This is a genomic window from Paenibacillus sp. FSL E2-0177 (assembly GCF_037992975.1).
GTDB classification, from domain to species: Bacteria; Bacillota; Bacilli; order Paenibacillales; family Paenibacillaceae; genus Paenibacillus_AQ; species Paenibacillus_AQ odorifer.
Genome location: NZ_CP150307.1, coordinates 4329483 through 4342842 on the forward strand (window position 1 = coordinate 4329483; position 13360 = coordinate 4342842).

At 43.1% G+C, this 13360-nt stretch carries 17 protein-coding genes; 5 read left to right on the top strand and 12 right to left on the bottom strand.

Features of this window, described 5'->3' with window-relative positions; all coding sequences use genetic code 11:
• Window positions 1–19: 19 nt before the first annotated feature.
• The 5 genes from rpsP to MHI25_RS19335 form a co-directional block, all read right to left on the bottom strand.
• Window positions 20–292, bottom strand: coding sequence for a 30S ribosomal protein S16 (rpsP, locus tag MHI25_RS19315; RefSeq protein ID WP_036688604.1), 273 nt, complete (start codon window positions 290–292; stop codon window positions 20–22).
• A 54-nt stretch (window positions 293–346) separates the two neighbouring features.
• Window positions 347–1735, bottom strand: coding sequence for a signal recognition particle protein (gene ffh / locus MHI25_RS19320; protein ID WP_036688607.1), 1389 nt, complete (start codon window positions 1733–1735; stop codon window positions 347–349).
• Window positions 1736–1756: 21 nt separating this feature from the next.
• Window positions 1757–2113 carry a YlxM family DNA-binding protein gene (gene ylxM, locus MHI25_RS19325; RefSeq protein WP_036688609.1) on the bottom strand — a complete coding sequence of 119 codons (357 nt, stop codon included), beginning with the start codon at window positions 2111–2113 and terminating at the stop codon, window positions 1757–1759.
• Window positions 2114–2262: 149 nt separating this feature from the next.
• Entirely contained in the window at window positions 2263–2910 is a 648-nt protein-coding gene (locus tag MHI25_RS19330; RefSeq protein WP_036688612.1) for a hemolysin III family protein, read from the bottom strand.
• 56 nt (window positions 2911–2966) lie between these two features.
• Window positions 2967–4484, bottom strand: coding sequence for a carboxypeptidase M32 (locus MHI25_RS19335; RefSeq protein ID WP_036688614.1), 1518 nt, complete (start codon window positions 4482–4484; stop codon window positions 2967–2969).
• A gap of 162 nt (window positions 4485–4646) precedes the next feature.
• Here MHI25_RS19335 and MHI25_RS19340 point away from each other — a divergent pair, with 162 nt between their 5' ends.
• The 4 genes from MHI25_RS19340 to MHI25_RS19355 all read left to right on the top strand — a co-directional run bounded on the left by MHI25_RS19340 (window position 4647) and on the right by MHI25_RS19355 (window position 6462).
• A complete protein-coding gene (locus MHI25_RS19340; protein ID WP_076127099.1) occupies window positions 4647–4988 on the top strand; it encodes an iron-sulfur cluster biosynthesis family protein in 342 nt (113 codons plus the stop codon).
• 14 nt (window positions 4989–5002) lie between these two features.
• Window positions 5003–5563 (top strand): carbonic anhydrase, encoded by a 561-nt coding sequence (locus MHI25_RS19345; RefSeq protein WP_036688619.1) that lies wholly within the window; start codon window positions 5003–5005, stop codon window positions 5561–5563.
• Between the two features lie 165 nt (window positions 5564–5728).
• On the top strand, window positions 5729–6169 hold the full coding sequence (locus MHI25_RS19350) for a hypothetical protein (protein WP_076127101.1): 441 nt from the start codon (window positions 5729–5731) through the stop codon (window positions 6167–6169).
• 8 nt (window positions 6170–6177) lie between these two features.
• The gene (locus MHI25_RS19355; RefSeq protein ID WP_036689115.1) at window positions 6178–6462 is read left to right on the top strand and encodes a YxcD family protein; all 285 of its coding nucleotides are present in this window, start codon (window positions 6178–6180) and stop codon (window positions 6460–6462) included.
• A 48-nt stretch (window positions 6463–6510) separates the two neighbouring features.
• Here MHI25_RS19355 and MHI25_RS19360 read toward each other — a convergent pair whose 3' ends face one another.
• The 7 genes from MHI25_RS19360 to MHI25_RS19390 all read right to left on the bottom strand — a co-directional run bounded on the left by MHI25_RS19360 (window position 6511) and on the right by MHI25_RS19390 (window position 12771).
• Window positions 6511–7527, bottom strand: a complete 1017-nt coding sequence (locus tag MHI25_RS19360) for a S66 peptidase family protein (RefSeq protein ID WP_340393982.1) — start codon at window positions 7525–7527, stop codon at window positions 6511–6513.
• A gap of 160 nt (window positions 7528–7687) precedes the next feature.
• Entirely contained in the window at window positions 7688–8065 is a 378-nt protein-coding gene (locus tag MHI25_RS19365) for a hypothetical protein (protein ID WP_036688624.1), read from the bottom strand.
• A gap of 80 nt (window positions 8066–8145) precedes the next feature.
• Window positions 8146–8496: an Asp23/Gls24 family envelope stress response protein gene (locus tag MHI25_RS19370; protein ID WP_076127105.1), complete on the bottom strand. Its 351-nt coding sequence runs from the start codon at window positions 8494–8496 to the stop codon at window positions 8146–8148.
• Between the two features lie 28 nt (window positions 8497–8524).
• Window positions 8525–9631, bottom strand: coding sequence for an AI-2E family transporter (locus MHI25_RS19375; protein ID WP_036688627.1), 1107 nt, complete (start codon window positions 9629–9631; stop codon window positions 8525–8527).
• A gap of 41 nt (window positions 9632–9672) precedes the next feature.
• A complete protein-coding gene (locus MHI25_RS19380) occupies window positions 9673–11091 on the bottom strand; it encodes a HAMP domain-containing sensor histidine kinase (RefSeq protein WP_076182735.1) in 1419 nt (472 codons plus the stop codon).
• A complete protein-coding gene (locus MHI25_RS19385) occupies window positions 11069–11776 on the bottom strand; it encodes a response regulator transcription factor (RefSeq protein WP_170914177.1) in 708 nt (235 codons plus the stop codon). The genes MHI25_RS19380 and MHI25_RS19385 overlap by 23 nt, the downstream gene beginning before the upstream one ends.
• A gap of 155 nt (window positions 11777–11931) precedes the next feature.
• A complete protein-coding gene (locus MHI25_RS19390; protein ID WP_036688632.1) occupies window positions 11932–12771 on the bottom strand; it encodes a DegV family protein in 840 nt (279 codons plus the stop codon).
• Window positions 12772–12941: 170 nt separating this feature from the next.
• Here MHI25_RS19390 and MHI25_RS19395 point away from each other — a divergent pair, with 170 nt between their 5' ends.
• Window positions 12942–13166, top strand: coding sequence for a hypothetical protein (locus MHI25_RS19395; RefSeq protein WP_076127110.1), 225 nt, complete (start codon window positions 12942–12944; stop codon window positions 13164–13166).
• Window positions 13167–13360: the final 194 nt, after the last annotated feature.

Here is a 13360-nt window from a genome sequence, read left to right on the forward strand (position 1 = left end):
GGACCCTCGCAATCAGTCATTATTTCTGTTGCTTAAGCTCATGAAACTTCTTCATCACGCCTGCTTTGGAAAGCAAGTTGCGGACGGTATCAGATGCTTGCGCACCTGTTTGAAGCCATTTAAGAGCTTTTTCCTCATCGATCTTAACTACTGCCGGTTGTTCAATCGGATTATAATAACCGATTTCCTCGATAAAACGACCGTCACGAGGGGACCGGGAATCGGAAACCACTACACGATAGAAAGGCGCTTTATGCGCTCCCATTCTTTTTAGACGAATACGTACTGCCACGAAAAATCACCTCCTTATAATAGTTTCCAACATTAGTTGGTCAGACATTCAAGATCATTTAAAAGGGAATTTCAGCCCTTTTCCACCACCAAGACCTTTAAGCTGCTTCATGGCATTTTTCTTGGAGGCTTTGCCGCCTCCGCCCATCATGCCGGAGAATTGCTTCATCATCTTACGCATCTCATCAAATTGTTTGATGAGGCGGTTGACCTCAGCGACTGAGGTTCCGCTGCCGGTTGCAATACGCTTGCGGCGGTTATGGTTAATGATCTCAGGCTGTTGCTTCTCCGCCTTAGTCATAGAATGAACTATGGCTTCAACGCGTCCCATTTGCTTATCGTCGACCTTTAAATCTTTAATGCCCTTGGCTTTGTTCATACCCGGAAGCATATCAAGAATTTGATCGATAGGGCCTAGCTTCTTCACCTGATCCATTTGCTCAAGGAAATCATCGAACGTAAACTCTGCATTACGCATCTTACGTTCCATTTCTTTAGCCTTGTCAGTATCAATGTTCGCCTGGGCTTTCTCAATCAGCGACAGCATGTCGCCCATACCCAGAATCCGCGAAGCCATACGTTCCGGATGGAACGGCTCCAGCGCGTCGATCTTCTCCCCTAAAGCGGCGAATTTGATCGGGCAACCGGTAACAGCTTTTACTGACAGTGCAGCACCACCACGGCTGTCGCCGTCGAGTTTCGTCAATACGACCCCTGTAAGCTCAAGCTGCTTATTAAAGCTCTCGGCTACATTCACGGCGTCTTGACCCGTCATAGCATCTACTACAAGAAGTACTTCATCAGGATTTACAACATTGTGAATCTGCTTGAGTTCTTCCATTAGTTCTTCATCAATATGCAGGCGGCCTGCAGTATCGATAATAACATAATCAAGTCCGTTATCCTTCGCATGTTGTACAGCTTGTCTGGCAATTTCTACCGGACTAGTCTGATCACCAAGCGAGAATACAGGAACCTTAATCTGTTCTCCCAGCACTTGCAGCTGCTTGATAGCAGCAGGCCGGTAAATATCTCCCGCAACCAGGAGCGGACGATGATTGCCCTTCTGTAACAGCTTAGCTAGCTTACCCGAAGTGGTTGTCTTACCAGCCCCTTGTAGACCCGCCATCATAATGACGGTCGGTGGCTTGTTCGACTTGGCCAGCTTCGCTTGGCTTCCGCCCATCAGCTCGGTTAGTTCCTTGTTGACGATGTCGATAATTACCATGCCAGGCGTAAAGCTGTCCATGACTTCCTTGCCGATGGACTTTTCTTTCACCTTAGCCACGAATTCTTTAACTACCTTGAAGTTAACATCGGCTTCCAGAAGGGCTAACCGCACTTCACGCATAGCTTCGTTTACGTCTTCTTCGGATACTTTACCTTTACCGCGTAGCTTGCTGAACACATTCTGCAATCTTCCGGTTAAACCTTCAAACGCCATATGCAGATTTCTCCCTTCATGCTACTCTAACCTCTGCAAGCGATCCACGATCTCCGCGAACCGAAGTTTATATTGCTCAGGCAGCATCCCATTCTCCGGCAGTCTGCGCAGCTCTTCTAAATATTTAGTACGACTCTCATGTTTTACTAATAGTCCAAGTTTTTCTTCATAATTCTCAAGGACTTGCTCAGCGCGCTTAATATGCTCATAAACAGCTTGGCGGCTGATTTCAAATTCAGCGGCAATCTCTCCCAAGGAAAAATCATCGTGAAAATAATATTTAAGAAACGTTTGCTGCTTATCTGTAAGCAGTCGTTCATAGAAGGCAAAAAGCAAATTGATACGATTCGTTTTCTCGAGCCTATTCTCCTGACTCATTAAGGACAACCCCTTCGTCAAGGAAAAACACTTTACACCTTCACAACGTCCCTTATGATACCTAAAAGAAAGAGAGATGTCAAGCACTTTTGCTTGTCATCTCTTTCTTTATTAAAAATCCATATTTTCCGCGATAAATCCGCTTGAAATTATTGGATTGGCAGTACATAAATCAATATGGCGAAGAAATGTGTGACACTGCCCGCAAGAACAAAAACATGCCAGATCGCGTGATGGAACGGAAACCCTCTCCATACATAAAAAACTGTACCTAGAGTATAAAGCACTCCTCCAGCCATCAACAGAATCATGCCACCATCCGCTACCACTGCTGAAAGAGGATTCCAGGCGATAACAATCAGCCAACCCATAGCAATGTAGAACACCGTAGACATGAACAAGAACTTTTTAACAAAAAACGCTTTGAAGAAAACGCCAAATACTGCGATTCCCCATATAACACCAAATAAACTCCAGCCAAGTGTTCCCCGAATAGCTACTAGCAAAAAGGGTGTATACGTGCCTGCGATAAACAGATAAATAGAGGAGTGATCGAAAAATTCGAACAAATCCTTCGCCTTGCCCTCTTTGAGACTATGCACAAGTGTTGAATTGAGATACAGAAGCAGCATTGTCGTTCCATAAATGGAGAAGCTGACTACATGCCATGCCGTTCCTTTCAGACTTGCAAAAACAACAAGCAGGACAAGTGCAGCGACGCTTAATACAGCTCCGATCCCGTGCGTAATCGCATTCGCGACTTCTTCTCTCCGAGTGTAGGTGTGAGTATTTGCCATATCCATATCCTTCCGTCTAAGCTTTCTTTCTATTATACCACGCGGACCTCACTGGATTACAGTTTGTAAATCTCCGTGTATTTCTCCTCCAAATAATCAGCCAGATAATCTGGACTGAGCGGCTCACCTGTTACTTGTTCGATAATTTGCGAAGGGGTCAGGCTTTTTCCGAAACGGTAGATTTTTTCTGTTAACCATTCTTTAATTGGCAAAAGATTTCCCGCAGCAATCAATTCATCGTAGTTCGGCAGCTCCTTGCGGAGTGTATTCAAGATTTGGGCAGCATACATATTTCCCAGAGAGTAGGATGCAAAATATCCGAAGTCTCCACCGGACCAGTGCACGTCCTGCAATACACCAAGCGCATCATTAGGCGGTGTAATACCTAAATATTCTTGATATTTAGCATTCCATACCTGAGGCAGATCTTTGACAGATAGTCCTTCATTAAAAATAAGCTTTTCGATCTCGTAACGCACAATAATGTGCAGATTGTATGTAAGCTCATCTGCTTCAATTCGGATGAATGAATTTTCCACACTGTTAATAGCCCGGTAGAAATCCTCTACATCTACATTAGCAAGCTGCTCTGGGAAATGCTGCTGCAGATCACCGTAATAACGTTGCCAGAACGCACGGCTGCGGCCGATCATATTCTCCCATAGTCTCGACTGAGATTCATGAATCCCCATCGAAGCGCCTTGAGCCAGTGGTGTTCCCACTAAATCTTGGCTGATATTTTGTTCGTAAAGCGCATGTCCACCTTCATGCAGTGAGCTGAAGACGGCGCTAGTCACGTTATCAAGTAAATAAGCGGTCGTAATACGAACGTCACCTGGATTCAGCCCTGTAGCAAAAGGATGCACACTCTCATCCAAGCGGCCTGCGTCGAAGTCATAGCCCATTTGCTTCAGAATAAAGTTACCAAACTTTTGTTGCTGCTCTTTAGGGAAAATCTGCTGCAAGAAGCTGGTATCTGGTTTATTAGGTGAAGCAGCGATAGCTTCCACTAACGGAACCAAGCGGCTGCGGAGGCGACTGAACACTTCATCCACCTTTTCTACCGTGAGATCAGGCTCATACATATCTAGTAGCGTATCGTAACGTGTGCCATTTACACCCCAATAATCGATGAACTCTTGTTTCAGAGCTACGATTTTACTCAAATAAGGTTCAAATGTAGCAAAGTCATTGTTCTCCTTAGCTTCTTCCCAGATCGTTTGGGAATGAGCAGACAGGACAGCGTACTCTTCAAATCTTTTGGAAGGAATACTCTTACTGCGCTCATACTCTTTGCGGCAATCGTTGACGATCTTTTGTTGATTAGCTGTAAGCTGGCTCAACACTTCTGGACGGCTGAAAAATGCTGTAAAGTCACCCATCTCCTGTGAAATCTCAAGTCTGAACAATTCTCCACTCAGCATCCCAATCGTACCGGAACGAACTTCTACTCCCTTACGTGGTGCACCTGTGCGCAAATCCCAGTGCATTAATTCTATGGCCTCTGAATATCCACTAATTTTTGCTAATAACTCGCTGAATTGTTCCCATCGTTCCTTTACTTGTTGTTCCATTCTACTCCACCTGCTTTCTCTGTTTTACAGACTCCTCTTGATGATACTTTTTTGAATGAGTATAATCAACTTCAGAGATACATCTCTAATTTTAAATATTTAATGAGTTACATAAGAAGCAGACCATGCTTCGAACAAAAATCAAGGAGCGTGAACAGGGCTATGATGATTCAAGTTACACCTCTCGCAGAAAGGAAGTTGAAGGAAAGGCTTGGAGATCAGCCAGGATTTTTCAAGCTCTTTTATGATACGGTAGGCTGCGGGTGTGACGGAATTAATGTGTTACTGATTGTTTCAGAAGTGGAGCAAGGCGATTCTAGGATAGAGACGAATTCTCTTCCCTTTATCGTAAGCCGGCAACAGGAAATCTTTTATGAAGACAAGATGCGACTCGATGCAGAGGAACGTTTCTCTTCCTATAAGCTGGTCAGTGATTCTCAGATTTATGGCAACAATATCATGGTAAGAGATATGCGCAACGTAAGTACAATTCAAGGAATTTGAGGGAGGAAGCTAATATGAGCCACGTATCAGAAATTATTAACTTTAATAAAAGTTTTGTAGAGAATAAGGACTATGAAGCTTATTTAACCAGTCGTTATCCTGACAAAAAAATGCTGATCATCACCTGTATGGACACTAGACTCGTTGAATTATTGCCGAAAGCCATGAATTTCAAAAATGGTGATGTCAAAATCATCAAAAATGCTGGTGCGGTTATTTCTCAACCTTTTGGTAGTGTTATGCGTAGTGTAATGGTAGCTCTATATGAACTAGATGCTGAAGAAGTAATCGTGGTTGGACACTATGAATGCGGTATGGCCTCCCTCAATGCGGACCATATGATCAATTCCATTAAAGAACGTGGAGTATCTGAAGAAGTGCTGTCTACACTGGAGAATTCCGGAATCAAACTTACAAAATGGCTGCGTGGGTTTGACAATGTCGAAGAAGGGGTAATTCAGACTGTGGACCTGATTAAACGTCATCCACTGCTTCCTCCTAATGTACCTATCCATGGCATGATCATCGATCCGGCAACCGGAGCGCTTGAGCTTGTCGCTGATGGGTATAAGTAACGAATGACGACTCTCTAACTGCTGTTTGCGTGGATCCTGGATCCACGCTTTTTTTGTGTATAAAAGTATAAATTATGATAAATAAAATTGAAACCTTGTGGGACATGTCTGCGTATTACCGACCATACACAAAAATTCATGCTCACAGGAGGGTTTTCGTACTAAATGAAACCAATGAAACGCGTAATGATGATTCTAATGGCCTTCACTCTGTTTTTTGCAGTGGTTGCTCCAGACTTTGCCGATGCACGTCGAGGTGGCGGCGGATTCAAATCCGGCACTCGCAGCTATTCAACAACTCCAAAAAAATCAACAACAACAAATAACATCAAAAAAAGTGACAGCACTAAAAGTTCCACAGCAGGATCTGCTGCAAATACAAAACGTGGCTTCTTCAGCGGCGGCAGCTTAATGAAAGGCATGATGATCGGTGGTTTGGCTGGATTATTATTCGGTGGAATGTTTGGTGGAATGGGAGCTTTTGGTGACTTCCTAGGCTTTGCCGTTAATATGCTAGCTATCTATGTATTGGTTATGCTCGTGATGTCCTTCTTCCGTCGTAGAAAAGAACGTCGCCGCTTAGAAGAACAGGATGGTCGTTACTAATGTCTACAATTGTTCTAAGCATGGATGAGATCATCAATGCCCTCTGTCTGCACATGGCGGAACGAAAAGCTGTTCGTCCAGAGGATGTTCAGGTAGAACTGAGCTGGGAAGAAGATACCGGTTACTCTGCAGAGGTTTGGGTACAGGGCCGCAGTCAATTTCTAGTGGAGTCCAATATGATTGAAGCGATCTTGCGTTACATGCTCAGCGAATATGGTGTTCGCGCCTATCGTGAAGATGTAAGACTGGACCTGGATGAGGAAATCACAGCGATTGTAAATACAGGGAACTAATGATAGTAAAAGGGACAACCCGAGGGGTTGTCCTTTTTTGATATAACGCTATTCATAGAAATATTGCTTTACCGTCCCTACTCCGTCTGCCACTTCAATTTCTGCATAAGCTCCATTAATAAAAGTAACCTGCGGCGGGACATGACCACAATCGATATCATAAACGATCGGTACCTTAAGCTCTTCAAATAGTTCAGCATAGATATCCTCGGCAGTATAGTTATCCACAGGCCGATTAGCTGGACTTCTGCCAAACATAATCCCCGAACAATTCTCAAACCACCCTGCCAGCTTCATCTGCACTAAAGATCTGCGTAAATCCGCTGTGTTCAATTCACAATTTTCCAAATACCAAACAATAGGTTCGTCATGAATCATTTCTTGCTGAAAATGCTGGAGCTTTCCATAAGGTGTGCCGATCAAATGCCTAATTACATCTATACAACCACCCAACAGACGTCCTTTCATCGTTACAGCATCTGTAGTTAGAGACTTCCAATAAGTCTCCTCTGTCAAATGAAAAACGCATGGCGAAGGCACATCATGCTGCCATTCCCGCTGATATTTAAGAGATGAATGCTGCACAATGGACTCACCCACTGGTGTCTCTAGAACCGCCTGCCAGAGGGCTGTAGTATCATCCGAATACTCTCCCCGTAAATCAATGAGATTCGCTCCGTGGGCAGTAGCCAACCCGGTTGTCAGCGTGACCGCAAGCAGCAAGACGCTTATATCTGAATATCCCACGATCCATTTGTCCTGCAAAGCATCAAAATCAATAAATTCCAGAGCTTCAATTAACAATTCCCCGCCCCAAGGCGGAATAAGGGCATCGATTCCATCATCTTTGATCATCTCATTAAACTCATGACCACGAACATTGGCTGGTGCAGATTTAGCCTTATCTTGCTTCCATGCCGTTTCGCCGATAATGACATTAAATCCTTGCGACTTCAAACGGCTGGAGGCCAGTGTTAGTAGTTCTGCATTTTGAATGCCTACTCCAGATGAAGGTGCTGTAACGCCTATCGTCGCATTCTTTTTCAAAAAAGGGTATCTAATCATATGCCACCTCCCAGAGTTTGTACCCATTATATCCCTAAAGTGATAATGAGAACACCTTCTTCTAACACATACTTTACGCCTACAAAAAAAGGACCTGGCGGGATGCGTCAACGTATGACCGCAAATCCTGCACATGTCCTTCTTCAATTAAATCCAAGCACTAGATTAAAGAGATAGCAAGCAGTTCAAACAACACAAGCGGTAAAATCACATTATTATTGTATGGGGGACCTGGATAAGGTCCTGGATATGGGCCAGGTCCCGGGCCCGGATGAGGATGATACGGCTGATGAGGGTTGTAAAACCCGCGGGGCATTTGCCCATTAGCTGCAACGTTCAGATACAAGTGTTTATTATCTACTCCGGCTATAACGCCTTCATGTACAAAGCCATCTATTGTCTGTACGTTCACCTTATGGTTAAGGTATGGCTTGCAAGATTGATGTAGGGAATCGCGGACACCGTGCAGGTGCCGGATCACAGCAGGATCGGCCTGATAAATCACATTCTGTTGCTGCCCAGTGTTAAATGTCGACATGGATGTTCTGACCTCCGTAAATGGATTTGCTCCATTCTATGCAGAAGCCTAGATTACGGTGCCTATTAAATGGGCTATTCTTAGAATGGCAGAGCGACCTTCTCAACCTTAACATTTACGGAAACTAGAGACAGTCCCATCATATTCTCAACAGCATTTCTTACATTTTGCTGCAGTATATAGCAGACCTCTTGAATCACACATCCGTAATTAACTATGACCTGAAGATCGATGGCAACATCCACTTCTTTTACTTCAACGGACATTCCTTTTTTTACATTTTTACCGCTTAGACGTTTAGCCCAGTTGTCCGAGATACTGCTTCCTGACATGCCGGCAATACCCGGTGTGTCCAGAACCACTTGCCCGACGATCGAAGTCACCACATCATCTGAAATATGAATTAGTCCTTGCTCCGTTCCTTCATTCATAGAAATCCCTCCATAGTGTTTTATTAACTTAAGAGATATCAGGACTCTCCTCTACCTCTATCTCTACCCGGCGTTGCTTGACAAACAAATAATAGGCCTTGGTCAAGACGATTTTAACAATCATATACAGCGGAATAATCAGCAATATCGCAATGATCCCGCCTAAATCACCGCCAACTAATACCAGGATAATCGTTGTCAGTGGATGAATATCGAGCTTTTTCCCAAAGATGTAGGGAGCGATTAAATTATCCTGTATCTGCTGCGCTACCAGAACAATGATGATGGACCAGACGGCTATAGACGGCGATTGAATGAATCCGATGATGAAAATAGGGATACTAGACAGTATCGCACCAATAAAAGGCACGAAGTTCATCACAACTGCGATTACAGTCAACAGCAATGCATATTGCAGGCCGATAATAAGGAAACCAATATACATCAGAACGCCTAAGGCTAAATTAACAAGCACCCGGCCCACGATAAAGCCACTAAGCGCACTGTCGATTTCAGTCATCATTGTAGTTCCTTCTTCACGATACTTCTTTGGAAAGAAACTTACAATCTTACGTCCGAATTTCCCACCTTCCTTAAGCATGTAGAATAACATAATCGGAAAGGTGAATAAAATGATCGCGAAATTCGAAACAAAAGAGAACAATCCTGATACGTAATTCGTTAATAGCGTAAACCCTTTATTCAAATAATCCGTCAATGTGGAGGCTGGATTCGCATCAGCAGGGATCAACGCAGACAGAAATTCATTATCTTCTAGTTTCAATAGCTGTTGATTCAAGGAGGCAATGAGATTCGGCATATTATCGACGAAATTAACTAATTGTGTGCGAAGTGAAGGCCAAACGCCGATAATAAAAGCAAACAGAAGCACTAAAATAACTACATATACGATGATAATCGCCAAAGAACGATTCAGCTTATATTTCTCCAAGGTATCGATCAGTGGCCGCAGCAGGTAATAAAAGAAACCCGCCAGCATTAAAGGCACTATAATGACACTGAACAAAGACAGGATCGGTGTGAATAAAAAATCTACGCGTGAGCCTAAAAATACAATGCCTAACACTAAAAGAATCGCTAGACAAACTCTGATGAAATTGTTCAGTTTAGCCATAGTTTCTCTCCCGTCTTCTGATTTGGATGTCTTCCAGCTCGTTATTTCGGAATCCGGATGGTGAATACCGTAGGTTCCTTCTTTCGGCGACTGAGATGAAGCGTCCCCCCCATTTTCTCTGTATTTTTCATAGCTATCGAGAGACCTAGCCCTGTTCCTCCCGAAGCTGTCCGCGCTTTATCTCCCCGAACAAACGGATCAAACATTGTGGACCACAGCTCTTCTGGAATACCCACACCAGTATCAGCGATTTCAATCGTGACTTCTTTCTCCAAAGGGATCACCTCCACACGCAAATGTGTACCTGGAGGATTATAGATCAGTGCATTGGAGATCAAATTATGAACCACACTCGAGAGCAGCTCCGCATCAAAGTTCAAGAACACATCCTCTTCGGGAACATTTAGATGCAAAACAAAGTTCTTTTGTTCAATCTCTCCGTACGTATCTGCAATGATTTCACGAATAAATTCGCCCAGTTCTTGATGCTCCATTCGTAGCAAGAAATCCGGTGAATCTATTTTTAACAGCTCCAGCATGTTCTGAATCAGCTTAGTAACCTGTGAGGATTTATTATAAATATAGCTTAAATATCTTTTTTGGCGTTCTTCATCCTCGCCTCTACCCTCTACAAGCGCCTGGGCAAAGCCCTGTATACTCGTTATCGGCGTCTTCAGATCATGAGATAGATCAACCATCATCCGTTTCTTACTTTCCTCTGCCTGGCGTTTTTCTTTGGTCGTCTTTTCAATTACGTCTGCCATATAATTAAAAGTCTCTCCAATTTGCGAAAATTCCTTCTCTGCATATAAAGCGATTCGAGTATCATAATTCCCCTGAATCATCTGCTTCAATCCAAGCGTGATGATACGCAGTGGTTTCCTGATTCGCCGCGCTACCCAATAGCTGTACACGATAATTAGCAAAAGAATCATTCCCACACCCAAAAAGACGTAGTATGAAAGCGAATGATTAAAGTAGGCCACGAAGGGATCACTATTAATGGTGATGGTGATAGCTTCCCGCGGCAGCTTCAAGAGCAGCCACTCCGATTCGCTCTGAGCATTTAGCGTGGTCAACGAATAAAAGTAAGCTTGATCTTCTCCATTTTCCAAACTTTTTAAAAGCTGGTTACTGGTATATTGGGTTACACCGTCTTTTTTTTCTCCAACAACCTTGGTGACCTTCATGTCTTGATCCAAGACCTCGATCCATCCCCCGCTCCGCAGAAGACGTTTGGTTTCTATCCCATGCTCCAGATTATCTCGATAAGCACTAGCCTCCACCTTCAAATCAGGATCAGCGATTTTATTTTTTTCAAAAATATGGGTCACATCAAGATTAATAAACAAATAATATACAATCACGAGAAAAAACAAAATACAGATAAACAACAAAAAATCCAGCGTCAGCGATGATTGTAAAGGTCGTTGATCTCTATTGCTCCATAGGCGCTTCAATTTTGTATCCCAGCCCTCTAATAGTCTTTAAATATACTGGCTTTTTGGAATCTTCCTCAATTTTTTCCCGGATATTGCTGATATGTACCATGATACTATTATCTTCGTACACATAGAAATCTTCCCACACAGCCTCATATATTTTTTTGCGTGTAAAGACTCGTCCAGGCTGCTTCATCATTAGTTCCAAAATTTTGTACTCGGTAGAAGTAAGCACCACAGGTTCACCAGAACGATAGAGCAGACACTGGCTTTGATCCAGCATTAATTCACCTAATACAATCTGCTCAGCTTCTTTTTCCTCAACAACTTGCGCATCGAAATGATGTACACGCCGCAGCAAAGCTCCAACACGGGCTACTATTTCTAATGGATTAAACGGTTTGGAAATATAATCGTCGGCTCCTAGTTCAAGACCCAGAATTTTGTCATGATGTTCGCTTTTGGCGGATAAAAATAACACTGGAAAATGATGAACCTCGCGGATCTTTTTCAATAATTGCAATCCATCCAGACCCGGCATCATAATATCCAGAATTGCCAAATCAACTTTATGGTTCTGTACCTGCGTTAAGGCTTCAGTACCACTGTTCGCTTCCAAAATGTTGTACTCTTTCTCTAAATATAATCTTAGCAATTCCACAATTTCTGCTTCATCATCAGCGATCAATATTGTATACATGATAATCCCCCCATCTAACTATATTCTGTGATTATTAACAGAGCCTAAACACAATCTAAAGAATAGCTAAATTATCACATAGGAATAAAATAAAAATCGCACACGGGAAACCGTCCCATGTACGATCGTAATTTGTCTGGATTGTGAGGATCACTACTTTAAAAAGCTACGCCAATTCCGCCTTCCCCAGCATAGGTTCCCATAACCGGACCCATGCTTGAGAGTAAGACTTCTTTGAAGGGATGCTTTAGTAAAATGCGTTCTTTAATCTCGAGTGCCAGCTTCTCACAATTACTGTGTACAATAGCGATAACCGCTTTCTCGTAATCATGCTGCTTCTCATCCAAATGCGCTAGCAGACGATTCAGTGCTTTTGGAAGACCCCGGGTCTTCTCCACTACTTCGACAGTGCCTTCTTCGCTGATTTTGAGCAGCAACTTTATATTGAGTACAGACGCTACGGCTCCCGAGAGCCGACTTAGACGTCCGCCTTTCATTACATTCTCCAGAGTGTCCAGCGTAAAATAAGCGTTAACTTCCTCTATCTGCTGAAGTACCTTTTCCTTGAGCTCTTGCAAGCTTGAACAAGTTAAAGACCACTGCGCCGCCAGTCCGACAATCAATGACAGCCCGCCTGAGAAGTTTTTGGAATCTATAACCTCTATTGCATTGGTATGTCCTTCATCCTTATACATTTCCATAGCAATCATAGCCGTCTGATAAGTGCTACTAATATTAGAGGACATACAAATGACCATAATGTCAGTTCCCTCCTCCACTTGCTTGAACTTCTCAAGGAATTCGTTGGGACTTGGACTAGCTGTGGTAGGCAGCTCCTTGGATTCGCGCATTTGAGCATAAAAGCTTTTCGTGTCCGTATCAGCCGGCATTAACTCATGCCCAAAATGAACCGGTAGGTGGATCACGGAAACATTATACTTCTCCATGTAGTCAAGGGGTAGGTCTGAACCGCTGTCTGTTATGATCTTGATTGCCATAATATAAGTACTCTCCTTTCAATATCAGTACTATTATAGCCACCATAAAATGAAATCTCCAGTAACCTTTATAACTTGAAAAATTCTTCGATCTGTGTTATGTCTTTCTTCCTTAACTTGTCCTTATATGATATGGTTTATGAATAAGCGTATAGAAATGGAGTGTATGTATGAGTAAGGGTAGAGTATGGAACAGAGGCAAACATGATGGTACAGGACTATCAAGGAAAAAAACCGGAGATCAAGAGGGTGCAGCTTCTACTGAAACTGAATCCACTGAACCTTCGAATGAACCTTCCAATTCAAGAATTGATACCGTAAAACCGATGAATCGCACGAATTGGGTGACCAGACCCACCCGAGTCAGCAATAAAGATTCGAAAGACAAACGATAATTCATACATTCTAAGATTTGAGGACCCAGATGACGTTATTGGCAAATTTCCAGCCTTTTGAGCAGAGTTTCGGACTCCAGAGACGTTATTCCGTAGAATGAGGTTCATATATGGTGTCTTTAGTGCCATTAGTGGCTATACGGTCCGTTAGCATCCCAAATGCGGAATAAAACTGCGTTTAAGGTCATCTGTGT

Bases quoted from the DNA above. Each gene is read 5' to 3' on its own strand.
- MHI25_RS19335 (WP_036688614.1), bottom strand. From the start codon at position 4,484: ATGGAACAACAAGTAAAGGAACGATGGGAACAATTCAGCGAGTTATTA.
- MHI25_RS19350 (WP_076127101.1), top strand. From the start codon at position 5,729: ATGAAACCAATGAAACGCGTAATGATGATTCTAATGGCCTTCACTCTG.
- MHI25_RS19345 (WP_036688619.1), top strand. From the start codon at position 5,003: ATGAGCCACGTATCAGAAATTATTAACTTTAATAAAAGTTTTGTAGAG.
- MHI25_RS19360 (WP_340393982.1), bottom strand. From the start codon at position 7,527: ATGATTAGATACCCTTTTTTGAAAAAGAATGCGACGATAGGCGTTACA.
- ylxM (WP_036688609.1), bottom strand. From the start codon at position 2,113: ATGAGTCAGGAGAATAGGCTCGAGAAAACGAATCGTATCAATTTGCTT.
- MHI25_RS19395 (WP_076127110.1), top strand. From the start codon at position 12,942: ATGAGTAAGGGTAGAGTATGGAACAGAGGCAAACATGATGGTACAGGA.
- MHI25_RS19330 (WP_036688612.1), bottom strand. From the start codon at position 2,910: ATGGCAAATACTCACACCTACACTCGGAGAGAAGAAGTCGCGAATGCG.
- MHI25_RS19340 (WP_076127099.1), top strand. From the start codon at position 4,647: ATGATGATTCAAGTTACACCTCTCGCAGAAAGGAAGTTGAAGGAAAGG.
- MHI25_RS19390 (WP_036688632.1), bottom strand. From the start codon at position 12,771: ATGGCAATCAAGATCATAACAGACAGCGGTTCAGACCTACCCCTTGAC.
- ffh (WP_036688607.1), bottom strand. From the start codon at position 1,735: ATGGCGTTTGAAGGTTTAACCGGAAGATTGCAGAATGTGTTCAGCAAG.
- MHI25_RS19365 (WP_036688624.1), bottom strand. From the start codon at position 8,065: ATGTCGACATTTAACACTGGGCAGCAACAGAATGTGATTTATCAGGCC.
- MHI25_RS19370 (WP_076127105.1), bottom strand. From the start codon at position 8,496: ATGAATGAAGGAACGGAGCAAGGACTAATTCATATTTCAGATGATGTG.
- MHI25_RS19375 (WP_036688627.1), bottom strand. From the start codon at position 9,631: ATGGCTAAACTGAACAATTTCATCAGAGTTTGTCTAGCGATTCTTTTA.